The 23,416-nt window shown below is 54.4% G+C and carries 24 protein-coding genes; 13 read left to right on the top strand and 11 right to left on the bottom strand.

The features are described 5' to 3' along the window. Window positions 1-8 precede the first annotated feature (8 nt). The 10 genes from flgK to flgB form a co-directional block, all read right to left on the bottom strand. A complete protein-coding gene (flgK, locus tag E4T21_RS21295) occupies window positions 9-1,658 on the bottom strand; it encodes a flagellar hook-associated protein FlgK (protein WP_149286938.1) in 1,650 nt (549 codons plus the stop codon). Between the two features lie 81 nt (window positions 1,659-1,739). Next, on the bottom strand, window positions 1,740-2,942 hold the full coding sequence (flgJ, locus tag E4T21_RS21290; protein ID WP_187775062.1) for a flagellar assembly peptidoglycan hydrolase FlgJ: 1,203 nt from the start codon (window positions 2,940-2,942) through the stop codon (window positions 1,740-1,742). After that, window positions 2,942-4,078, bottom strand: a complete 1,137-nt coding sequence (locus E4T21_RS21285) for a flagellar basal body P-ring protein FlgI (RefSeq protein WP_149286937.1) — start codon at window positions 4,076-4,078, stop codon at window positions 2,942-2,944. Before E4T21_RS21285 ends, flgJ begins: the two co-directional genes overlap by 1 nt. 14 nt (window positions 4,079-4,092) lie before the next feature. Beyond that, window positions 4,093-4,767: a flagellar basal body L-ring protein FlgH gene (locus E4T21_RS21280; protein ID WP_149286936.1), complete on the bottom strand. Its 675-nt coding sequence runs from the start codon at window positions 4,765-4,767 to the stop codon at window positions 4,093-4,095. 12 nt (window positions 4,768-4,779) lie between these two features. Further along, entirely contained in the window at window positions 4,780-5,562 is a 783-nt protein-coding gene (flgG, locus tag E4T21_RS21275) for a flagellar basal-body rod protein FlgG (protein WP_149286935.1), read from the bottom strand. A gap of 42 nt (window positions 5,563-5,604) precedes the next feature. Further along, window positions 5,605-6,363: a flagellar basal-body rod protein FlgF gene (flgF, locus tag E4T21_RS21270; protein WP_149286934.1), complete on the bottom strand. Its 759-nt coding sequence runs from the start codon at window positions 6,361-6,363 to the stop codon at window positions 5,605-5,607. Between the two features lie 14 nt (window positions 6,364-6,377). After that, on the bottom strand, window positions 6,378-7,619 hold the full coding sequence (flgE, locus tag E4T21_RS21265; RefSeq protein WP_149286933.1) for a flagellar hook protein FlgE: 1,242 nt from the start codon (window positions 7,617-7,619) through the stop codon (window positions 6,378-6,380). A gap of 53 nt (window positions 7,620-7,672) precedes the next feature. Next, window positions 7,673-8,368 (bottom strand): flagellar hook assembly protein FlgD, encoded by a 696-nt coding sequence (locus tag E4T21_RS21260; RefSeq protein WP_149286932.1) that lies wholly within the window; start codon window positions 8,366-8,368, stop codon window positions 7,673-7,675. Next, on the bottom strand, window positions 8,368-8,772 hold the full coding sequence (gene flgC, locus E4T21_RS21255) for a flagellar basal body rod protein FlgC (protein ID WP_149286931.1): 405 nt from the start codon (window positions 8,770-8,772) through the stop codon (window positions 8,368-8,370). Before flgC ends, E4T21_RS21260 begins: the two co-directional genes overlap by 1 nt. A 112-nt stretch (window positions 8,773-8,884) precedes the next feature. After that, a complete protein-coding gene (gene flgB / locus E4T21_RS21250; protein ID WP_149286930.1) occupies window positions 8,885-9,301 on the bottom strand; it encodes a flagellar basal body rod protein FlgB in 417 nt (138 codons plus the stop codon). A 233-nt stretch (window positions 9,302-9,534) separates the two neighbouring features. On the opposite strand from flgB, the gene flgA reads away from it, so the two are divergent. The 8 genes from flgA (at window position 9,535) to E4T21_RS21210 (ending at window position 18,017) form a co-directional block, all read left to right on the top strand. Further along, window positions 9,535-10,230, top strand: coding sequence for a flagellar basal body P-ring formation chaperone FlgA (flgA, locus tag E4T21_RS21245; protein WP_240349409.1), 696 nt, complete (start codon window positions 9,535-9,537; stop codon window positions 10,228-10,230). An 86-nt stretch (window positions 10,231-10,316) separates the two neighbouring features. Continuing rightward, a complete protein-coding gene (flgM, locus tag E4T21_RS21240; RefSeq protein ID WP_149286928.1) occupies window positions 10,317-10,610 on the top strand; it encodes a flagellar biosynthesis anti-sigma factor FlgM in 294 nt (97 codons plus the stop codon). Next, window positions 10,607-11,056: a flagella synthesis protein FlgN gene (locus E4T21_RS21235; RefSeq protein ID WP_149286927.1), complete on the top strand. Its 450-nt coding sequence runs from the start codon at window positions 10,607-10,609 to the stop codon at window positions 11,054-11,056. Before flgM ends, E4T21_RS21235 begins: the two co-directional genes overlap by 4 nt. 496 nt (window positions 11,057-11,552) lie before the next feature. Further along, window positions 11,553-12,080: a fimbrial protein gene (locus E4T21_RS21230; protein ID WP_149286926.1), complete on the top strand. Its 528-nt coding sequence runs from the start codon at window positions 11,553-11,555 to the stop codon at window positions 12,078-12,080. A gap of 329 nt (window positions 12,081-12,409) precedes the next feature. Continuing rightward, on the top strand, window positions 12,410-14,893 hold the full coding sequence (locus tag E4T21_RS21225; RefSeq protein WP_187775060.1) for a fimbria/pilus outer membrane usher protein: 2,484 nt from the start codon (window positions 12,410-12,412) through the stop codon (window positions 14,891-14,893). Window positions 14,894-14,957: 64 nt separating this feature from the next. Next, window positions 14,958-15,692, top strand: coding sequence for a fimbrial biogenesis chaperone (locus tag E4T21_RS21220; RefSeq protein WP_187775059.1), 735 nt, complete (start codon window positions 14,958-14,960; stop codon window positions 15,690-15,692). A 9-nt stretch (window positions 15,693-15,701) separates the two neighbouring features. After that, window positions 15,702-16,763 (top strand): fimbrial protein, encoded by a 1,062-nt coding sequence (locus E4T21_RS21215; protein ID WP_149286923.1) that lies wholly within the window; start codon window positions 15,702-15,704, stop codon window positions 16,761-16,763. A gap of 648 nt (window positions 16,764-17,411) precedes the next feature. Beyond that, on the top strand, window positions 17,412-18,017 hold the full coding sequence (locus tag E4T21_RS21210) for a fimbrial protein (protein ID WP_187775058.1): 606 nt from the start codon (window positions 17,412-17,414) through the stop codon (window positions 18,015-18,017). Window positions 18,018-18,148: 131 nt separating this feature from the next. Here the strand turns inward: E4T21_RS21210 and E4T21_RS21205 are convergent, their stop codons facing one another. Further along, window positions 18,149-19,249: a FliC/FljB family flagellin gene (locus tag E4T21_RS21205; protein WP_275898212.1), complete on the bottom strand. Its 1,101-nt coding sequence runs from the start codon at window positions 19,247-19,249 to the stop codon at window positions 18,149-18,151. A gap of 348 nt (window positions 19,250-19,597) precedes the next feature. On the opposite strand from E4T21_RS21205, the gene fliD reads away from it, so the two are divergent. Genes fliD through E4T21_RS21180 form a run of 5 tightly spaced genes read left to right on the top strand, consistent with a single transcriptional unit; the run spans window position 19,598 to window position 23,171 of the window. Continuing rightward, window positions 19,598-20,977, top strand: a complete 1,380-nt coding sequence (fliD, locus tag E4T21_RS21200) for a flagellar filament capping protein FliD (protein ID WP_149286921.1) — start codon at window positions 19,598-19,600, stop codon at window positions 20,975-20,977. Between the two features lie 54 nt (window positions 20,978-21,031). Next, on the top strand, window positions 21,032-21,448 hold the full coding sequence (fliS, locus tag E4T21_RS21195) for a flagellar export chaperone FliS (protein ID WP_149287362.1): 417 nt from the start codon (window positions 21,032-21,034) through the stop codon (window positions 21,446-21,448). Between the two features lie 28 nt (window positions 21,449-21,476). Continuing rightward, on the top strand, window positions 21,477-21,833 hold the full coding sequence (fliT, locus tag E4T21_RS21190) for a flagellar protein FliT (RefSeq protein WP_187775057.1): 357 nt from the start codon (window positions 21,477-21,479) through the stop codon (window positions 21,831-21,833). Further along, window positions 21,830-22,843, top strand: coding sequence for a flagellar hook-length control protein FliK (locus E4T21_RS21185; RefSeq protein ID WP_149286919.1), 1,014 nt, complete (start codon window positions 21,830-21,832; stop codon window positions 22,841-22,843). The genes fliT and E4T21_RS21185 overlap by 4 nt, the downstream gene beginning before the upstream one ends. Then, window positions 22,830-23,171 carry an EscU/YscU/HrcU family type III secretion system export apparatus switch protein gene (locus E4T21_RS21180; protein WP_149286918.1) on the top strand — a complete coding sequence of 114 codons (342 nt, stop codon included), beginning with the start codon at window positions 22,830-22,832 and terminating at the stop codon, window positions 23,169-23,171. Before E4T21_RS21185 ends, E4T21_RS21180 begins: the two co-directional genes overlap by 14 nt. The last annotated feature ends 245 nt before the right edge of the window (window positions 23,172-23,416 follow it).

Here is a 23,416-nt window from a genome sequence, read left to right as displayed (position 1 = left end):
TCGCTGGCTCAGGAGCGCAGCCCAAGGATGGTGTCGACAACGGCTGTCGCCGTATCAATCACCTTGGCGTTGGCCTGGTAATACTGCTGATAACGAATCAGATTGGCCGCTTCTTCATCAAGATTGACCCCGGATTCGGACTGCTGGACCGCTCGCAATTGCTCGCTCAGCCCCTGTTGGGCGGCCAGGTTGACCTTCACCACGTTGGTACGATTACCCACGTCACTGACCAGCGAAGCATAAGCCTGACTGAACGTAGCACTGCCTCCGACCAGCAGCTTGTCCTGCAGCTTCTGCATGGCCAGGGCATTCTCGTTGTCACCACTGCCACCACCAAGGCCCGCAGCGATCTCGTCTGGATCATCGATCGCACAGGCAAAACCTCCCGCAGCACGCCGTACGGGCTGTACCTCGAAGCTATCACCAGTCGCAAGCTTCGCCGGGTCATCAATACTCAGCTTCACGCCAGCAAAGCTCAGCTCTCCACTCGCCACGTCATAACTGACGTCACTGGCATCCAGCGCTTTCCCCGTATCCTTGCGAATAATTTCAAACTTCGGTGGGCTGCCGTCCGCGTCGACGACCTCCACTGTATAATCGGCAGCCGCCAACGCCGCGATGTTGTCATTGTCAAACGAGGCGCTGACCTCAGCACTGCCTTTATTGGTGTTGTTAGAAAACACCCGTGGCTGACCAATATCGAAGAACGTGCCTCCCGCTTGTCCTTCAAGGGTTGTGCCTTGAGCATGTTGCTCGTTGAAGGCAACGGCCAAGGACACCGCCAGTTGACCGATCTGGTTCTGGGTACGATCCAGAGTCTCGGCGCGAAAACGCATCGCTCCACCAAGACTTCCGCCTTTGATAGCGTCTTCATCCAGGATCTGAAGGCCACCGCCCGGGTCACGATACCCCAGCACGATACGCTGAGGGTCATTGGCAGAGGACACGGCCTCCAGCTGATATGCTTGAGTGCCTGACACCAGAGGCTGGCCACTGGGTAGGCTGATCTGATAGGACGAACCATCCTGCACGGTCAGCTCGACATCCAGTCGCTGGCTGAGCTCCTGAACCAGTTGATCACGCTGGTCGAGCAACGCATTGGGCGCTTCTCCCTGCTTGGCTCGCGCCAGGGTTATCTGGCGATTGAGCGATGCCAGTTGTTCAGTGGCATTATTGATCTGGGTGACTTCATCACGAACCTGGCCATTGATCCCTTCCTGCATATCCTGCAGGTAAGCATCGAATGAACGAAATTGGGCGGAGAGCGTATCCGCAGAACCAAGCACTCCTTGACGAGCTGCCGGATCGGATGGCGCGCTGGCCAGATCCCCCATGGCAGAGAAGAACTTTTGCATCAATGGTGCGAGTCCTGCGTCCTTGTCGGCAAGCAAACTGTCGATCTGCTCAACCTGAGTGGCATAGGTTTCCAATGCCGAGGTTGCGCTAGTGGCCCCATTGAGCTGATCAGCGACATAGCGATTGAACTGTCGCTGAATGTCATTGACCTGAACCCCTTGAGCCCCGCTACTTCCTTCACCGAGTACCGTTACCTGGCGATTGTAGCCGGGCGTATAGACATTGCTGATATTGTTGCTGGTGGTTCCCAAGGCAACCTGAGCGGCATTGAGACCGCTCAGACCGATGGAGAAAATGCTCATGTTTCAGCTCCTTGCGCCAATATGACGTCTATCGGCCAGCGACAGAGAAACTTTAGGAAAACATGGGCTTTCCGTGTTTCTCTAGAGATGCTCTTTCTTCAAGTCAGCCTCGGCCACCCAATGAACCGGTGCATAAGATGGGGGTAGAACCTCATGACGTTGTGCCGTGGCCAAATGCCCATCGGCCACACTGGCACTGCCCACTGCCTGATCGTTGGCCTCGCCATCAATGGCAACCGCGTTATCTTCCAATGGCCCCATGGTGTACATGATGGCAATCAGCTTGGCGGCATAGGCCGGGTCGGTGGCGTATCCTCCTCGCTGCAAGGCCCGCGCTGCTTCAGCACCACTCCCTGCCTTTACCACTCCGGCATAGCGAGAGTTACCGGTCACCAACCGTGCATAATCCGTGAAGGCTTCCTCGAAAGAGCCATAGACCCGGAACTCATCACAGATGCGCTGCCGCGTTCCATTCACTACTTCATGTGTCGTAATGCGTGTCGTGGGGCCGCGCCACTGGCTGCCTGCCTTGATACCAAACAGGTTGTAGCTGTTGCCACCATTTGGCGCCGCAATCTCGCGACGCCCCCAACCCGTTTCTAGTGCCGCCTGGGCCAACATCAGCTCTGCCGGTACTCCTGAATTGCGGCTTGCCTCCTGGGCTGGCTCAGCAAGCCTGGCCAGGAAGTCGCGGACATGGGCAGGTGCTTCTCGCACATCCTGCCCAGCAACCTGCATGCTGGCCTGGACAGCATTCATTCCTTGATCCACAGCGCCAAGCTCATCCAGGAAGCTCTGCGGCACCGGAACCTCTTCACGCCCCTCATCCATCACACTACGCAGGGTATTCGCCAGCGGTCGGGGCGCACCTCGCGGAATCCCCGCTATCAGGCTTTCCATCTGTTCGGCACGTTCACTGGCTTGAGGTGCTCCCAACTGGCCAAGCAACTGATCAGCAAGACCGATACCACGTCGAGCCATGACCTGTGACCACTGTTTGTCGAGCAATGACTGGTAGAACTGGGTGTCTCGAGAATTCGTCAGTCCTGAATCCGGCATCGCCTGTCGCATGCTCTTCATCATCATGTCGATGAACAGCGCCTCTATCTGACGGGCCACCTCGTCAGCAGCACCTTGTCGATCCACCCGAGCGTCTGTCTTGAGCCTTTCCAGGCCATTGATATCCAGGGTAAATCCAGCTTGTCCGGTACTGCCGGTGGCCAGGCTGGCACTGCTCAATGCCGTTGCCGATAACCCTGAAATGCCGCTGACGCCGCTACTCATCAGATGATCTCCAGTTCGGCATGTAGAGAGCCTGCAGCCTTGAGCGCTTCAAGGATCGCCATCAGGTCATTTGGCGTAGCACCGAGGGCATTGAGGGCATCCACCACGTCGAGCAGATTAGCGCCTTCCACGACCCGCAACGTGCCAGTTTCCTCATTGATGGAGATATCCGATTTCGGTACCACACGCGTCCTACCCTTGCTGAAAGGGGCAGGCTGGCTGACACCAAGGGAGGTATCAATGACAACGGACAGGTTGCCATGAGCCACTGCGGCCCGACTCAAGGTCACCGCCCCATTGAGTACGATCGATCCAGTACGCGAATTCAGCACGACTCTCGCAGGTGGCTGGACGGGTGACACATCGACACTCTCGACCTGGGCCATGAAGTTGACTCGGGAGTTGGCATTGGTTGGCCCGTTGAGCAGGATGACACCACCGTTGCGCGCTGAAGCAACGGGATAACCAAAATCCGCATTGATGGCACTGACTACGCGCTCGGCAGTACCGAAATCAGCTTGCTTGAGATGCAACTCCAGACCACCGTACTGATCGCCCAGGGACAACGGCACACTTTGCTCTACTGTGGCGCCACCAGCGATGCGACCACTGGCCTGATGTCCAGTCTGTGCACTGCTACCAGCGGACTGCGCACTCGCGCCATTGATCAGCAAGTTTCCCTGGGCCAAAGCATAGACATCACCATCGGCCCCTTTAAGAGGCGTCATCAGCAAAGTTCCGCCACGCAAGCTCCGGGCATTTCCCACCGAAGACACCACAATATCGAGACGCTGTCCTGGCGTAGCAAAGGGAGGCAGATCGGCAGTCACCATGACAGCGGCGATATTGCGCAATTGCATATTGGTGCCTGGCGGTACCGTGATACCAAGCTGCGAAAGCATGTTATTGAGGCTCTGCCCAGTGAATGGCGCCTGCATGGTCTGGTCGCCCGTACCATCCAGGCCGACGACCAGCCCATAGCCCACCAGGGGGTTATCACGTACTCCAGCAAAGGATGCCAGGTCACGGACTTGCTCAGCCTTGGTCAAGCCTGAAAACAGCATCAAACCCGTCAACAGCACCAGCATCAGAGAACCAAGGGTCAGGGTGGGACGACGATGAATGGGATTACGCATGCGGGGCCTGCCAATCAGAACGGCGATACATTGAGGAAGAAGCGTTGCAACCAGCCCATGGTCTGCGCTTCGTTGATATAACCATTGCCGACGTATTCGATACGCGCATCGGCCACCGCAGTAGAAGGCACACTGTTCTCGGCGGTGATGGTGCGCGGATTGACCACTCCGGCGAAGCGAATGAACTCGGTTCCCTGGTTGATGGCAATCTGCTTTTCACCACGCACCCGTAAATTGCCATTGTTCATCACCTGGACCACCGAGACAGTGATGGTGCCGGTAAAGGTGTTATTGGCCCGAGATCCCCCACCTCCTTTGAAATCTGCGTCTCCATCTACCTCGAGGTTATAATCCAGCAAGTCTTCTGCACCTTTGGGCACAGTGGTGAATGTCAGACTGGTCCCCCCCGAACGGGAGGCGTTGGAGGTAGAGTTCTTGCTCGCGCTGACCTCTTCATCGAGGACAATGGTGAGGATATCGCCGACACTCCGAGGGCGACGGTCCTCGAACAATGGCTGGTAGCCACGAGGCCTCTGATAGATGGAACCATTGGCCACTGGCTCCGGGCGATCCGGAATCTCGATTTTCTCCTGCTCCCCGACTACCGAAGCACGCGGTATCTGGGCACAACCACCCAACACGAGCAGCGTTACCAGGGCCAAGCCAACAAAGCCAGCGCGACTATCCATGCGTCCCCCTGCTTACAGCTGGGCCAAGCGTGCCAGCATTTCGTCGCTGGTCTGCACGGCCTTGCTGTTGATCTCGTAGGCGCGCTGAGTCTGGATCATGCTGACCATCTCCTCGACCACATTGACGTTGGACGTCTCCACATAGCCCTGCAACAGACGGCCTGCTCCGTTCATGCCAGGAATACTTTCGTTACGTGGCCCGGAGGAGGACGTCTCCACATAGAGATTGCCGCCAATGGCTTCGAGCCCCGTCGGATTGATAAACGTGCTCAACGAGATCTGGCCGACTTCATTGGTTTCACTGGTGCCGGGCTCTGTCACCGAGACGATGCCATCCTCGCCAATAGATACCGACAGTGCGTTATCGGGAACGATGATCGCCGGCTCCAGTGGATAGCCGTTGGCCGTTACCACCTGGCCGTTTTCATCCAGTTGGAAGCTGCCATCCCGGGTATAGGCAGTGGAGCCATCCGGCATCACCACCTGAAAGAACCCCTTGCCATTGATCGCTAGATCCCTGGAGTTCTGGGTCTCTTCCAGGCTTCCCTGGGTATGCAGCCGCTCAGTGGCGACCGGACGCACCCCGGTTCCTATCTGCATGCCTGACGGCAAGCGGTCCTGGACATTGTTCTGGGCACCTGGCTGGCGCAGGTTCTGATACAGCAGGTCCTCGAATACTGCCCGCGACTGCTTGAAACCATTGGTCGAAACGTTCGCCAGGTTATTGGAAATGACATCCAGCTTGACCTGCTGGGCTTCCAGCCCTGTCTTGGCCGACCACAACGACTTGATCATATTTTTTCCTTGTTTATCAGGCGACTAAGCTTAAAGAAATCATCAGCCATTGAGCAGCAACAAGCTATTGGCCTGCTGAGCGTTTTCATCAGCGTCACTGATCGCCTGGGTCTGCAGTTCATAGCGTCTGGCCACATCGATCATGGCCACCATGGATTCCACCGGATTGACGTTACTTCCCTCCAGGGCACCGGCCACCACTCGCACATTTTCAGAGGCAGCTAACGGCGTGTTCTGTCCCTGGGCATCCGGCTTGGCGCGAAACAACCCATCATCACCACGCACTACCTCGGCCTCGCCAGGCTCGACCAGCTTCAGGCGACCGACTTCCGCCAAGGCATCGGGATCTTCTCCCATGCCGATACCACTGATGGTGCCATCAGCGCCCATGAACAATTCCGCTCCAAGAGGCACCTGGATCGGCCCACCTTCACCGATCACCGGTCGGCCAGCGGACATCAGCTGGCCATTGCCATCCACCTGGAAATCACCTTGGCGGGTATAGGCTTCCTGGCCATCCTGCGTCTGTACGGCAAAGAAACCTGGGCCATCGATCGCCACATCCAGGGTACGTCCGGTGCGGGTGATCGGTCCGGGGGTGAAGTCCGCTCCCGGAGTGGAAGCGGCCACTGAAACGCGAGTCGCCAAACGCGCCTCTCCCTGAACAGGTACTGCGCGCATGGCATGCAGCTGGGCACGAAAACCTGCAGTAGAGGCATTGGCCAGGTTGTGGCTGACCACAGCTTGCTGTTCCATGCTCTGACGGGCACCGCTCATGGCGGTGTAAAGCATGCGATCCATGAGTCAATACTCCGTCAGCGCAGGCTGATAGCCGTCTGCAAGACTTCATCCTGAGTCTTGATCGTCTGCGAGTTGGCCTGATAGGCACGCTGGGTGACGATCATCTTGACCAGCTCACGAGCCATATCGACATTGGAAGTCTCCACCATACCGGACTCGATACCTCCCAGGAGTCCAGTGTTCGGCGCACCTACCAGTTCCTGGCCGGAAGCATCGGTGGCCACCCAGGCATTGTTGCCGACGGGATTGAGTCCTTCGGGGTTACGGAAGTTGGCCAAGGCAATTTGACCGGCTGGCCGCGACTGCTCATTGGCATAATTACGCACCACGGTGCCATCGTCTTCGATGGTGATCCCGACCAGAGCGCCGGAGGTATAACCGTTCTGTGTCAGAGCCGTTGTGCTGGCGTCGTTGCCGAACTGAGTGGAGCCCGCAACATCGAACTTCAGTGGCATGTCCGCTGCGGCACCGTCGAAGAAGTCTGCACTGGCGAACGCCATGTTGAACTCAGCAGGCGATGGCGAAGTCAGCTGTCCGTTCTGGTCGAAGGCCATGTCAAAGGATTGAGGTGCAGCCCCGTCCATCAGTACTTTTCCATCCATGGCGATGTTCGCGCTCCAGGCATTGGGGCCCGTTTTCTCGTAATAGACCGTCACATTGCGCGGATTGCCCAGCGAATCATATGCAGTGAAATTATTGGAATAGTGGTAATCGATGCTGACATCATTACCGGCAGGATCATGCAGATCGACCTTGTTGAGGTCCTCACCGACTACTGAGCGGGAATCCAGATTGAAGGTTGTCGATACTCTTGAGGTGGCACTGGCCGGCATTTCGTCGGCATCAATCTGGAGAACCGTTGGCTGCCCGCCTACCTGTACATCGCCGGTAGCATTGGTGCCATAGCCCATGATTCGGGCGCCAGAAGCGTTCTGCAAATAGCCGTCAGGTGTCAGGGTGAGTTGACCATTGCGCGAATAGACCACCTGACCGTTTTGCTCCATGCGGAAGAACCCTTGGCCACTGATTCCCAGGTCCAGCGGTCGGTTAGTGGCTTCCAGGTTGCCGCCACCAAAATCCTGCAATACCGTGGAGACCCGAGTCCCCAGTCCAACGCGGGAGTTGGCAAAGACATCGGCAAACTGGGCACTGCCGCTCTTGTAGCCCACCGTCTGGGAGTTGGCGATATTGTTGCCCAGTACATCCAGGCTGCTGGCTGCCGCATTCAGGCCGCTAAGTGCTTGTGAAAATCCCATTTCCTGCTCCTTTTACCTATTCCCTGAGTTTCGTTTCGTCAGCACCGTGGTCATCACAGGATCTGACGCACATCCTTGAGTTCAACCTGTCCATATACCGCACCAAGATCCAGCATGACCTTGCCACTCTTATCCGCGGGTGTTACCGCACCGACAATGGCGTAGTTGAGCGTAGTGACATCGATGGATTCACCATCGGCTCCAGTCGCTTCCACACTGACGTGATACCCCCCTTCAACCGCCGCCTCGCCACTATCGGACAGACCATCCCACTGGAAGGACTCGACACCGGCTGATACCGGGCCAAGGTCGTAACTGTTGATGACTTCACCGGACTCGTTGGTGATCTTGACCTTGACACTTGAGGCGGGTGTATCGAGCTCGATACCAAAGGGCGTCGTGACTTGTTCACCATCATCGGTATGCGTCAGCAGTAGATTGTCGCCAGGCACCAGCACCCCTTTACCGATCAGCGCCGCAGCCTGCATGGCTTGCCCGGCATCGATCTGATCGTTGATCACCGCGATGGAAGCATTGAGTTCTTCGATGCCAGCCACGGTATTGATCTGAGCCAGTTGCGATGTCATCTGGCTGTTATCCATGGGCTTGAGCGGATCCTGGTTCTGCAGTTGCGTCACCAGCAAGGTCATGAAGTTGTCGCTCAGCTCATCGGAAGCCTGAACAGAGCTGGCTTTGGCCGTGACAGAGTTAACGCTGGTGTAGATCCCCGCGTCGATGGTATTGGGCATTATCCTTCTCCGAGAGTGAGGGTCTTGAGCATCAACTGCTTACTGGTATTCATGATCTCGACATTGGCCTGATAGGAGCGCGAGGCCGAGATCATGTTGACCATCTCGCCCACCGGATCGACGTTCGGCATGGTCACGTAGCCGGCGTCATCCGCCAGTGGGTGTCCAGGGTGGTATTCCCGGCGCATGGGGGAAGGATCCTCGACCACCTGGCTGACCATGACACCGCCGATTCCGCTGGATGAAGCTTTCGATTCAAACATCACCTGCCGGGCCCGGTATGGTTGACCATCTGGGCCTGAAACGCTGTCGGCATTGGCCAGATTGCTGGCGGTGACATTCATACGCTGGGCCTGAGCACTCATGCCCGAGGCAGCGATATCGAAAATGGAAAACATCGACATAGGTGAATTCCTTTATGCGCGATACTTGCAGTGGCATCTGCTGAGAGAGCCATCAGCTCAAATGACAGAGCCTTCAGCTCACTGGCAGAGCCATCGGCTCACTGAAAACACATCAGCGTTCCGGCTGCATGGCTTGTCTCAGGCCTTGAAGACGCTGGTCAAGAATGGTCAGTGCGGCTTGATAACGCACCGAATTGTCAGCAAAGGCACTGCGTTCACGATCCATATCCACGGTATTGCCATCCAGACTCGGCTGGTCAGGGACCCGATACAGCAAGTGGCGGTTATCCAGCGCGCCCGAAGCACCTTGTCCCATCAAGTGACGGTCAGAGGTGCGCTTCAGCGCCAGACCAGACTGAGAAACGTCGGACATGGCATCTTCCAAGGCCCGGGAAAAGTCCAGGTCCCGGGCCTTGTAGCCCGGGGTATCGGCATTGGCGATATTGCTGGCCAGCACCTTTTGGCGCTCCTGGCGCAGCGTCAGGGCCCGCTGGTGAAAAGCGAGAGAGGCTTCGATCTGGTCGATCATCGTGCAGCACTCCAACGGCATAGGTTCGACGATGGAGCATAAGCAGGCAGGCGTCATGACAAAGCGTCAAACAGCCCACAATCCCTATGGCAATTCAAAGCATGCTGCCTACCGCCCGGAGATAGACTCATATTCGAGACGATGGCCCAAGTCATTGCCTGCAGGACAACATGACGAGGCGCCTGCCCCGTAACATCAGACATTATCGATGTGGAGTACATGCCCTAGTGAGGATGGCCAGCCAATGGCGACTGAGCGCGCTGATCATGGTCTTTACGCTGCCTGCTATCGCTGCTGTTTCCCCCAACGGAAATACCATAACGGCACAAGTTGAAGCCTTTCTCAGCACGCGTTTGCAGGCAGAGGGAGCCACCCCTGAAGACACCGATATACAAGTCTTTCCTCCCGCAGACCATCTTGATGCCTGCCACAGCCCTGTTCCGTTCCTGCCTCGACCGGACCAACCGCTGTCGGGCCGAATCGCTATTGGTGTGCGCTGCGCAGAAAACTCCCAGAATGTTCGTTACTTGCAAGCTGAGGTGCATCGCTTCGGGAATCGCCTGGTCATCACACAGGATGTTGCTACCGGCGAGCGCATTCGTCCGGAGATGCTGCGCCAGGAGCAGGTCGACCTGAGCCGGATGCCTGCCCACATCCTGCACGACCCGATCAATGCGATTGGCCTACAGGCCAGACGTCCCCTGCAAAAGGGGCATAGTCTCTCCACGCGCGATCTTCAGGCCCCGCGCCTGGTAGATCGTGACCAGACCGTTACCATCGAAGCATCTGGCCAAGGTTTTCGTCTACAGCGTCAGGGCAAGGCACTGGATGCCGGCGGGCTTGGTGACATGATTCGAGTCCGTATTTCTCAACGCAACATCATCGAAGCCAGAGTGGCCGGACCGGGCATCCTCAGCGTGACGTTCTAGATCTGGGCCCGACGCTATAAAGTTCTCACGTCCGTGGCCGATAATTCGGGCAAGACTCCCATTCTCCAGCCCAGAGAGCGTTCACCATGAAGATCAGCCCCAATACACCGCTGGCTCACTCAGCCTCCACCGAGAAGAGTGCCACCACCCAGTCGCAGAAGGTGACGAACCTGCCAGCTGGCCATGAACAGGGGGCTCCATCCAGCCTGACACATCTCAGTCATCCCCATGCAGATACCCGCCAGGATATCGACATGGCCCGTGTGACAGAGATACGTGATGCCATTCGCGAGGGCCGCTTGCATATCTCCCCCGAGCGCATTGCTGACGGCTTGTTGGCCAGTGTGCGTGACATGCTCGATAAGGAAACACCCCAGTGAACCTGTCGTTATTACTTGATATGCAACGCCAGTACCTCAGCCAGTTACTGGCGTTGTTGCAGGAAGAACAGGAATGCCTGGTTCAGGGACAGGTCGATGCACTGCACCTCGTCCAACTGACTGACGCAAAGTCCTCGCTACAACAGGCATTGGCAAAGGCAGAAAGCAGACGGCACCAGACCCAATGTCAACTGAACTACAGCGATGATGATCATGGTGCTCTTCAGATTGCCAGGGACAATGGCTGTGAACCGATCTGGCTCAGCATTCGTCAGATCGCTCAGGAAATCTCCCGTGCTAACCGACGCAATGGTGAGTTACTGCAACTGCGCATGGACCACAACCAGCATATGCTCGATCATCTCCACCGCATCGCCGCAGCCAATGTCTACCACGCTAATGGCCGTGCGCCCTTGCAATCTCCCCGGCTTGACGTTTCTGCTTGATCCCATCACCGGCCCCGGATTGCCAATGCCATCCGGGACTCGGCAACTAACCCTTAAGGCTTATGCGACAAGAGCCAAAAACAGCAACAAAAATAATGGAAAATATAAATATTCACTGGATTAAAAAAGACCAGATCAAATAACTAGAACAAACAACCAAATAGATTTAAAAAAATCAATGGTTACAGCCAAACCACTCATAGCTTATGCCTATATCTGCACAAAATTGACACAGATCAATACCTCTACTCACTTCGAAACTTAAGCTTCATTCTCAAAATATAAATAGCAATACCAATAACACACAATTATATCCATATATCAAAGACAAGTTATAAACATAAGAAAACAAGCCAGAGTTCCGTAGATCACAACCGAAACGATCATAATCGTTTTCATAAAAACAGTCGAAAAAATGGTAGTTTCTTAATGTGACAAGCCACATGAACGAATACTTTATAAATTCATTAGACAACCCTTCCCAAGGAGATGAGAAATGAAACTTTCGCCCAAACTAATCATGGCAGCTTGCTGCTCCATGGTGTCTGGTAGTGTCTTTGCAATCGATGGAACCATCGATATCTCGGGCACTGTCACAGATACATCATGTACCGTCACCATAAATGGAGGTAGCGCCAGCAGTAGTGTGGTATTGCCTACCATTTCAACCGCTTCCCTGACCACTAACGGGGCAGTGGCAGGTGCCACGGCGTTTACATTCAATTTGACGGAATGTCCGACAACTGGCGGCGCTCGCGCTTACTTTGAGTCGACCAATGTCGATTCAAGCACTGGCAACCTGGTCAACAATTCAGCTACACCTGCTGGTAACACTCAGGTACAAATTATTGATGCTGGCGGAACATCCATCGACCTGCGAAGCAATGAAAACAACCCCTTTGTCAGCTTTGACACGTCTGGCAATGCCAATTTGACTTACAGCGCTCAGTATATCGCTGTTGGTGGCGCAGCCACGCCGGGGGATGTGGATACTCAACTGGTCTATACCGTAGAGTATCAGTAAATAGATATTTTTATATATCGGCCAGGGATGGCAATGACTGATCTATCCGAAGATAGGTCGATTAATCGCATTCAGATTAACAGGTCCTTGTCGTAGCTCCCGCTTTCGAGAACTTTACTCGAAATCCCAGAAAAGCGGGGCCTTGGAGTGTTGTAGAAATGTCTGCTCTTTCTGGTTGTGTCAATTTAACTCAACAGATATTTAAACAACACTCAAAACTGGCTCCTGCATCTATCTTGGAGTCTCTAAAATTCACTCTCCCTATTGCCTTTCATTATTGTCTTTCATGTATCCCACGATTTCACTTTCCAATAATCCTGGCATCCATCGTGTCATTATCTATTTCAGATATTTCCGTTGCCTTTGCTGAAGAAGAATCAATACTCGAATTCGACCCCCGATTTCTGAGAGGCAATGGCAGCAACGTCAACCTGACACACTTCGAACGCTCGAACCTGCTGACTGATGGCCGCTACGAACTCTCCGTATGGCTGAATGACAAGGACGTCTTTGATCAGGAGATGCTGGTCGTTACCAGCCCGGATGGGGAAACAACCCAATGTTTCAGCGAAAGCGCGCTACAGCAATGGGGAGTCAACTTGGAGGCGCTTCCAGACCAACCCCTTCTGCAGCGACAGATTCAACAGCAATGCCTGGAGGTCAAGACACTCATACCCAATGCAGAGGTAAGTGTTGATTCCGCCAGCCTGCGCGCGGATGTCAGCATTCCACAAATCTATCTAGGCCAGGTGAAGCGCGGTTACATCTCTCCTTCCGACTGGGACAACGGCATTACTGCTGGCTTTCTGGGATACATGGCCAATGCTTTCCACTCGCGCCCGGATACAGGGGAAAGCTCAACCCGTTACAACGCCAATCTTGGAGCTGGTTTCAATATTGGCGACTGGCGATGGCGTCACAATGCCAACATACAGGGGGGTGACGAGACAGGGTATGAAGCCATCAATACCTATGCCCAGCGTGATGTGACTGCAGTGACAGCGCAATTTACCGCGGGTGAATACTTCACGCCAGGCGACCAATTCAATAGTGTGCCGTTCACTGGTGTGCAATTGGCCAGTGATGACCAGATGCTGCCCGAGTCAGAACGCGGCTTTGCACCGGTAATTCGTGGCATTGCCAACTCAAGCGCGGTTGTCACAGTGCGCCAGGCCAATGCCGTCATCTACGAAACATCCGTTCCCCCTGGTGAGTTTGTCATCAACGACCTGTATGCCACCAGCTTTGCCGGAGACCTGGAGGTAACCGTCACCGAAGCCGATGGCAGCGAGCATAGCTTCACGCTTCCTTTTTCATCAGTGGTGCAACTGCTTAGACCTGGAGCCTCACGATTCAGCGCAACCCTGGGACAATATCGAAATGTTGAAGGCAGCGATGGCCCACTGTTCAGCCAGGCAACCTATCGTCGTGGAATCAACAATTTCATGACGGTGTACGGCGGAGGCACTCTGGCAGAACAGTACGCGGCATCTATCGTCGGTGCCGCCTTCGCGACCCCCATCGGCGCCCTGAGCGCTGATGCTACGGTGTCCCGGGCTCAAGATGTACGGATATCATCAGGTGAACACGAAACACTATCCGGCGAGAGTTATCGGATCAGTTACAGCAAGCGACTGGATACCAGTGCCACCAACGTATCGCTGGCGGCCTACCGCTTCTCGACGGATGAATTCCTGAACTTTGCTGATTATGCCCAACTTGAATCCGGCAATAGTAGCTTTGATAGCCTCCGACGCGAGCGTGATCGTCTTCAGGTCAGTGTCAGCCAGCCGCTGGGAAGATACGGCAACCTGGGCGTCAGCGGCATCTCGAGTTCCTGGTGGGATGAGCGCGCAGACACCACGACCTTTCAGGTCAACTATAACCATTCCTTTGATTGGGGCAGCCTTTCCCTGTCCGCTAGCCGCGACCTATCCGACGATGTAGCGGAGACACGTTATTTCGCCTCTTTCAGCTTCCCCATTGGCCAGGGCACCCAACGTCCCAGGCTATCACTCAGCAGCAATTATGAAGACTCGGACAACTATCAGTTACGTACCAGCGTAAATGGAATTGCGGGTAAACGTGACCAAGGCAGCTATCAGCTCTACGCTTCCAACAATACATTCATAGGGGAAAGCTCTGGAGAGTTTGGCGGCTCCTTGCAATGGAATACTCCAGCAACGGCACTAGGCGCCAATGCCAGTATCGGGGATGCATCCAATCAGTATTCCGCCAGCGTGAGTGGCACAGTATTGGCACACTCCGAGGGCCTGGTGTTCAGCCCCGAACGCGGTGAAACCATGGCGTTGATCAAGGCCGAAGGGGCTGATGGTGCTGCATTACGTTCATCACGAGGCACGTTTGTGAATGAACAGGGATACGCTCTAGCAGCAACCTTGACACCATACCGATATAACCGCTTGAGCCTTGATACCAGTGCTCTCGACCACAGCATAGAGCTGGGCTCAACAGGTCAGGATGTGGTACCGACACGTGGGGCCATCGTGGCCGTCGAATATCCGACAAATTCCGGCTTGCCAGTGCTGATATCGGTCACCAACCGTCATGAAGTTCCATTTGCTTCATCCGTCATCGATCCGCAAACAGGAAAGATGATCACCATGGTGGGCCAGGGGGGGCTGATTTATTTTCGCGGAACATATAGTGCACTGGAAGTGGAGCTGGAGCCAGACATCACCTGCCAACTGCAACTACCCGACATCGAGTCTCTACCGGTGGATGAACACGGTTATCACAGACTCGAGCTGCCATGTTCCTCAGCCGAACAGCGACTTTCGATAGCAGGTTAATGAGGCCTGACAAATGTCATGCATACGACCAAGTCATCACGTAGCCAACCAGCAGGGCCAGCCCATGAAATCACGCCGAATCAAGACAGTCCTCTTTATCCTGTGCATGCTGCTGCTCAGCATAGGCCAGACTCAAGCAGCCATCACCCTTGCCGGTTCTCGGGTTATTTATCCAGGCGAGCGCAAGAACGTCAGTATCGAATTGACCAACAAAGGAGATACAGCAGTCCTTGTCCAATCCTGGCTGGATAGTGGCGATGCCAGCCGCCAACCTGGAGAGGAGGCCCTCCCCTTTGTTATCACACCACCGGTAACACGCGTTGAGGCCCGATCCGGGCAGACACTGCGACTAGCCTACATCAACCGTATTCTCCCCCAGGATCGTGAATCACTATTCTGGCTCAATGTATTGGAAATACCGCCGAAATTATCAGCGGCAGAAAATCTGAACACCATGCAGGTGGCATTGCGCACACGTATCAAAATGCTGTTTCGTCCAGCAGGGCTAAAGGGAAGTGTCGCCCAAGGTGCCGAACGTCTGCAGTGGCGCTGGGGAAATATCACTCCAGCAGGGCAAGAGCTGATAGCCGAAAACTCATCGCCCTTCTATCTCAATTTTGCCAGTTTTCAGATTTCCTGGCCAGGGGGTGGCGATAGCATTGATATCGCACCTATCCCACCGAAAGGCCAGCATATATTCATTGTAAAACAGCTAAGAAATGCACCATCAAATGCCAGCATCAATGGCAGGTGGATCAATGATTACGGTTCCTCATCTACTATTCATTATTCATTATAATGGCGGAGCATGATGATGTTGTTATCTTCCTCTCACCTTCGCCATTCCCTTGCCATTTACGGATGCCTTGTTTCCAGCATATCCATTGGTAGCACGATCACTACGACCGACCCTTTACCAGAAGGCTTGCCTGTCTGGCAATGTGCCAGCCCAACCTCAGTTTTCGTAGGAGCAACTGAGAAAATTGATGGTTCCCGTCAGGTGGGGAACATCACTTCACGTCGTTTTTCTGTCTATTCAGATATACATACTGTTTGTCACTGCCCAAGATCTCATACTGGCAATGTGTTATATACAGCTACCGCATCCCAGCCAGAAACCAATGGTTGGCTCAAGCTGAACGATAACCTTTCAGCGCGAGTGATCATTCATGGCAATGGATTAGACAATCAACAAGTACCTTTTTTCCAGATCAGGAGTTCCCAACAGAGTGGATGCTTTCCTGGCACCAGCAGCTATGGCCCTCGCTCCCCAGCAGCCGATGGCCAGGTCGAGTTCCGGGTCGACAAGAGTTTTCTCGGTGAGTCTCACTTTTCTGGTGAGTTATCCAGAGTCTACAGGCAGTTTCAAGGTGCCGATGGCGGGCCAGCGCATAACTATCCTTTTGCCAGAATAAACGCTGACATTTCGGTCAAGACCACGCAAAACTGCTCCTTCCGTGCGGGAAATACCTTTACTGTGGACCTGGGAAGCACACCGATCAATCATCTCAAGGTTGGTGCACCACCAGAGCTTGGTTATATACCAAGGCAAATCGACCTGTCAGTGAACTGCGACAACATCTCGGATAGCGATATTCAAGGGCTTGAATTCTTTGCCACAGCCGCAGGTATTCCCAATACCAATGGCCCCTATATCGCCACCAGTAAACCAGGTATCGGAGTAGCGATGACAGATGTCTCCGGCAACCTGCTGGGACTAGGCATGGAGAATAGTGAGATTCATCCTTTACAAGGGGGAAGTTCCCTAAAAAAAGTACAGTTCTACCCTACTATCGTCCCAGGTCAGAAAAGCGAGGTCACTCCCGGGCCTTATAATGCAACAGTGACCATCACGGTAACTATTCCCTGAAGAAAGACATACCCGGCATGAGACATAAATACGATTTACATCACTCTATTCACCTGTAAAAACAAACATTTAATTTCACTTTTATCTGCGAACAACACACAGAATTCATTGTGTAAAACATGCATCATTCACCATCCACAAACAGATGGACAAATAATTAAAATCTCGTTCCTACCTCCCATTAAAATACGAAAAATGATGACACCTTACCCATTCATTCGCCACCTTCTTACCCTTGCCACCCTTGCCGCAGTGGTTGCTACCAGCTTGATTAGCACTACCAGTTTGGCTGCCCCTGTGCCCACGGGCTTGCCTGAATGGCAGTGCTCTGGCCCTGGGTCGTTCCTTGTGCAAGCCACTGAACAGGTTGATGGTTCCAATCTGTCAGGAAATACCACTTCACGCGACTTTTCCGACCGCTCACAGGGAAACGCTGTCTGCCACTGCCCAAGCGAGATTCGAGAGTTTTCGTTATTTACTGGCGAGCCTGCTCTGCCCACAACCGATGGTTGGATCAGGTTAAATGATCACCTTTCAGCTCGAGTATCTGTTTTCATCTTTGGTCGTGGCAATGTATCGGTACCCTTCTTCCAGGTTCAGAATGCTGGTGGCACCAATTGTGCCCCCCTTAATAACACACCTGCTGACGTGAGCTCGGGAACTCGAGGGCAGATTGAGCTTCGAGTCGACCGAAGTTTTCTCGGAGAGTCTCACTTTTCCGGGGAACTGGCCAAGGTTTACTGGCAGTTCACCAGCGCTATCGGTGGTCCAGACCTTGACCACCCATTTATCAGAATAAGCGCTGACTTTACGGTCAGGACGACACAAACCTGCTCCTTCCGTGCAGGAGATACTTTTACCGTGGACCTGGGCAGCACAGCAATCAACCAACTCAATATTGGAGCTCCACCAGGGTTAGGTTATATACCCAGGCCGATCGACCTGTCAGTGGATTGCACCAACAGTACACATGGCAATCTCTCAGGACTTGAATTCTTTGCCACAGCAACGGGCACCCCTGATGCCAACGGCCCTTATATCGCCACCAGCAAACCCGGTATTGGAGTGGCCATGACGGATGCCTCCGGCAACCTGCTGGGACTAGGGATGGAAAATGGCATGATACGGCCACTCCAGGGTGGCAGCTCACAGACACGATTATTGTTTTACCCCACTCTCGTCCCCGGTCAGGAAAGCCTGGTGACTCCGGGCCCCTATAACACGACAGTGACCATCACGGTAACCATTCCCTGATGCGGGACGTATCAGATAAAAAATCGGGCTGGCATATGCCAGCCCGATAGGTAGTACCAAGGAAGCGGTACTAAAGGGGTAGTACCAAGGAAGCAGTACTAAAAGGGGTAGTACCAAGGATCAAGGAAGCATCAGCGCAGCAAGGAGAGAACGCCCTGTGGCACTTGGTTGGCCTGGGCTAGCACAGAAGTACCGGCCTGCTGCAGGATCTGAGCGCGAGTCATGTTGGCCACTTCCACCGCGTAGTCGGCGTCTTCGATGCGTGAACGAGCCGCAGACAGGTTAGTTTCAGTGGTACTCAGGTTGGTGATGGCAGATTCGAAACGGTTCTGGATCGCACCGAGGTCGGAACGCAGGGTATCGACAGAGTTCAGCGCAGTATCCAGAGTCGCCAGCGGATCAGCGGTCTTGGCTTCTGTCAGCTCAGTATCCTTGGAGCTGAAAGTGACGGCTGCTGTCGGGGCAGTAGTACCACCATCCGGGCTATCAGTGATAGCGAAGTCGTTCTCGTCAACGGCGAAGGACACCGTATCGCCTTTGGCATTGGTACCCTGGACGAAGTAGTTGCCTGCTTCATCCTTCTGCAGAGTGGCATCGCTGATAGCGCCTTCACTATCCGTGACCGTAATGTCAGCAGCCTTGACATCAACACCAGTGGAATCCTTCAGGTCTCCATCGGCAGCGGCGGCCAGAGTCCCCTGATAAGAGTTGACATTGAAGGTATCCAGACCCAGTGTCTCGGCATTGATTTCCTTCAGGTTGAGAGTGATCTGCTCGCCATCATTGGCACCGACCTGGATAGACAGGTCCTGGTCCTTGGCCAGCACCTTGACGCCGTTGAAGCTGGTTTCTTCGGAGATGCGATCGATCTCGTCAAGGCGCTGACCGATTTCCTTCTGGATGGAGTTCAAGTCCTTGGCAGAGTTGGTGCCATTCTGGGCCTGAACAGTCAGCTCACGAACACGCTGCAGGTTGTCGTTGACCTGGTTGAGGGCGCCTTCAGCAGTCTGGGCAACAGAGATACCATCGTTGGCGTTACGCTGCGCCTGGTTCAGACCCGTGACCTGAGAGGTCATGCGGTTGGCGATGGCCTGACCGGCAGCGTCATCCTTGGCGCTGTTGATACGCAGACCGGAGGAAAGGCGCTCCATGGCAGTGGTCAGAGAGTTTTGTGAACGGTTCAGGTTCTGCTGACCAATCATGGAAGTGATGTTGGTGTTGATGACGGACATGATGTCTTCCTTTCCAAGGATAAGAGTTAAGGCTCCATTGGCGAGCTTCTGGCCCACCGCAACGGCGCCATTGGCCGTTACCCCTGTTATCGGAGTCTGAATCAGAACCTTTAGCCTCCATGCAAAAATTTTTCCTTTCCCGGTAACGAAAGCTCCGTCATGCCTCCCTCTATCTGCCTGGCCTACTTTCTCATTGTTTTTTCCACCTCCCTCATGCCACCTCTTTCTTCCCTCAAGCCAACAAGGATGACGCCGATAAAAGAGATATGCCCCTGTCGACGGCCGCTTTTCGAGCGACTGGTCGCATATGACACGGGCAAACTATGACCACTGAAAAGGAATGACGCTATGCCCTCTATCTCTAGCCTTGGTATCGGCTCTGGCCTGGATCTCAATGGCCTGCTTGATCAGCTGGAAGCGGCCGAGCGCAAGCAGTTGGACCCCATCAAGGCCCGACAGGCAAGTTACGAGGCCAAGATTTCTGCCTATGGCAAACTCGACAGCGCCCTGACAAGCTTCCAGGATGCGGTGAGCAAGCTCAAGGATCCGGATCTTTTCAATAGCCTGTCGAGCAATGTCGAGGGAGAGGGCATCACCGCCAGCGACAGCACCAGTGCTCAAGCTGGACGCTATAACATCAGTGTGAGCCAACTGGCTCGAGCCCAAAGCCTTGCCTCGGCAGGTTTCGACAAACGTGATGCTGAACTGGGTGGTGGAACGCTGTCGTTGACGGTGGGAGGCAAAAGCCTCGATATCGACATCAGCCAGGAAGACAGTTCACTGGAAGGCATTCGTGATGCCATCAATGCCTCCGATGCTGGTGTGCGTGCCACCATCGTCAATAATGGCGCCCCCGATGCCCCCTACCGCCTGGTGCTGACAAGCAAGGAAACAGGCACTGAAGCCACTGTATCGGATCTGTCATATACCGCGTCGGGCAGTGACACGACTCTCGAAGGTGCGCTTGATCTCGGTAACATGGAAGAGACTGTCAGCGCCCAGAACGCTGAAATGACGGTCAATGGCATTGCCATCAGCAGTGCCTCGAACAAGGTCGAAGGTGCTATCGAAGGCGTCACCCTGACACTCAGTGCCACAGGCGACAGTATCGTCACCGTAGAGAACGACAACTTTGCCTTGCGCGATACCATCACTTCCTTCGTTGATAGCTACAACGACCTGCAGGGCACCATCGGCGAGCTGACCAGCTTCAACGCGGATAGCGGTGCAGCCGGTGAGCTACTGGGCGACGCTACGCTGCGAAGTATCGATGAACGCCTGCGCAGTGCGCTTGCCTTCACCCCTGACGCCGAAGGCCTGGGTTCTCTCAGCGATACCGGTATTACCTTGCAGCTCAATGGCACTCTCGAACTCGATGACAAACGCCTGGACGACGTCATCGCTCACCAGCGCGAAGACCTGGTGACCTTTTTCAGCGGTGGCAGCACCGAAGAAACCGCCAAGTCCGGATATGCCGATCAACTCGCCACCACTCTGGACAACATCCTGGATGACGATGGCCTGCTGGAAAACGCCACCACCGGCCTCGAAACACGTCTCAAGACAGTCAATGCGCAATACGTGCGCACTGAGCAGACCATCAACGATACCGTAGAACGCTATCGCAAGCAGTTCAGCCAGCTCGACACCATGATCGCCAGCATGAACCAGACCAGCAATTATCTGACGCAGCAATTTGATGCTCTCAATGCTCAGACAAGCCAATAAACCCAACCGCCTATCCACCATGATCCAACTGACAGGAACCTCCAGATGGCCATGATGACCAGCTCCCCCGGGCATGGACGGGGAGCATATGCCTATGCCCGTATCGGCATCGAAACCAGCGCAATGTCAGCCAGCCCTCATCAACTGATCGTCATGCTGTTCGATGGCGCTCTGATGTCGATACGAACAGCTCGCCTGCACCTCGAGGAAGGCCATACGACGGCCAAGGGAGAAGCCATTGCCAAGGCGTTGGATATCGTCAACAGCGGATTACGAGCAGCCCTTGATCATGAACGCGGAGCTGATATCGCCCACCAGCTCGATTCGCTGTACGAATACATTGCACGTCGTCTGATCGTGGCCAATCTGAATAACGATACTGTCGCTCTCGATGAGGCGGAACACTTGCTTGAGACCATCGCCTCTGCCTGGCGTGAGATTTCACCAGACAGAGATCCCCATGCCTCCTGAAGTCAAACATTGCCAAGCAGGAAACCTCATGCCACTCGTCAATCGCTACGAAACGCTGCTGGAAATGACCTGTCGCATGCTGGAGCTTTCCCGCAATGCCTCATGGGAAGAGCTGATTGCCCTGGAAACAGATTATATGGAGAAGACAGCAAGCCTCCCCACTGTGACCCCGGATCAACTCGATCAAGCTTCTCAGAAACGTCTGCGCGAGTTGATCGAAGCCATTCTTGCCAATGACCAGGCCTTGCGCCAACAGCTCATTGAACACCGTGATGCACTGGGACACCTGATCCAGGTTTCACGCTGCAAGCAGGACCTCAATCGCACTTATGTTGGCGGCAGAATCATCAATGCGGGCAACCGGTTTCGGCAGAAAACATCGTGAGCGGCCTGACCCCCCTCATCGATACTCTGCTGCATCAGGTACTCGGCAAGCGAGTGGATGTGCCGGCGACGCGGGCCCCTCATGCTCCGGTGACGCCTGTCGACCCAAGTCGCTTCACACGTCCGGCACATAGTGACTCGCGCCTGCAAGGTGAAACCGCCAGCACCAGCGTTGGAGCACATGCGACGAAACAGACGACAGGCAACCCGTCCCGACCGGCTGCCTCCGCATCATTGGCCCGTTCTGGCGAACCCGCCAATGCGTCGGCGGTGCCTCACCTGAGCAAGTCCGCGTGGCGCATCGCCGAATTGCTGCAACGGTTTCCTGCCATGCCTTCGCGGCTTGCGCCATCCCGGCCGCTTCTGGACACCATGCCCATGCGCCTTTCCACGTCCCAGACACCAGGCACCAACGCCCCCCCCAGTGACGAACATGCCAATATCGTGCATGAACTATCTGGACGACTGAATGGCAGCGTGCGTGACAGCGGTCTGTTCTATGAAGCGCACCTGGCGCGCTGGTTCAAGGGCGACATGGATATCACGCAACTCACCCGGGAACCGCACAACCACCTTCCCTCTCCCACCACAAATGTCCTGGAAGCCCTCATGCGTCATCAGCTGGAAATGCTGGTGACGCCTCAACTGCGCTGGGAAGGGGAGGCCTGGCTTGGGATGTTCATGACCCTGTTGATGCAGCCAGCGGCATGGCAGTGCCCGGATCATGACAACCCTTCTGTCACAAAGGAAGACGACGCCGGGCGGGAGAACGCCTGGGACACCCAATTGCACCTCGACCTGAATACGCTAGGTTGCATCAGTGCCCATCTGTGCATGACGAAGTCTCACCTGGATATTGCGTTGACCAACTTTGACGAAGCACGCAGGCCATATCTGGAACATCACAAGGCTGCACTCGAGGCACGCTTGCGTGGACATGGCCTTGAACATGTTCAGGTAACACTTTCATCGCCAGCGGAAGATGGAGGCCCCCACCATGGCACACCCTGACAGTCCTTCCAGCGGATTTCGGTCTTCACCCCAGCAACACCTTTCATCACCGCCTCGCCAAGCCTTGGCACTGGGCTATGCCCCCGACAGTGACGATGCTCCGCGAGTACTTGCCAAGGGATACGGGGAATTGGCTGATCGCATCATTGCTGAAGCCAGGCTTCATGATATTTACGTTCATGATGAACCGGAACTGGTGGGACTGTTAATGCAGTTGGACCTGGATGAACAGATCCCTCCTCGTCTTTATCATGTCATCGCTGAAATACTGATATGGGTTATGGAGCTGGACAATGCTGCTTCAGGCACTCAAGAGAACAATAAATAAAATAAACCAAACTCACAATACAATTACATAACAAAACGAACAAACACAAACAGTCGTCATTTGGAATAAACAAATAAATAAGTAATTAAATTTCAGAAAAATACCTCTTTTCATATATTTTTCATTTAATGATTTTTGTCATGAACAGTTTCCCTGACGATTAGAAAAAAGTGACTTTCATCATGAGATTTAATATCACGACTTGTGCGTATTATTCATTAAGGGACACTAGCCTTACGACAAGC

Origin of the sequence: Halomonas binhaiensis (assembly GCF_008329985.2) — a bacterium.
Classification (GTDB): Bacteria; Pseudomonadota; Gammaproteobacteria; order Pseudomonadales; family Halomonadaceae; genus Halomonas; species Halomonas binhaiensis.
The sequence above is the reverse complement of the archived record's forward strand: the minus strand, read 5'-3'. Positions and strand labels throughout refer to the sequence as shown.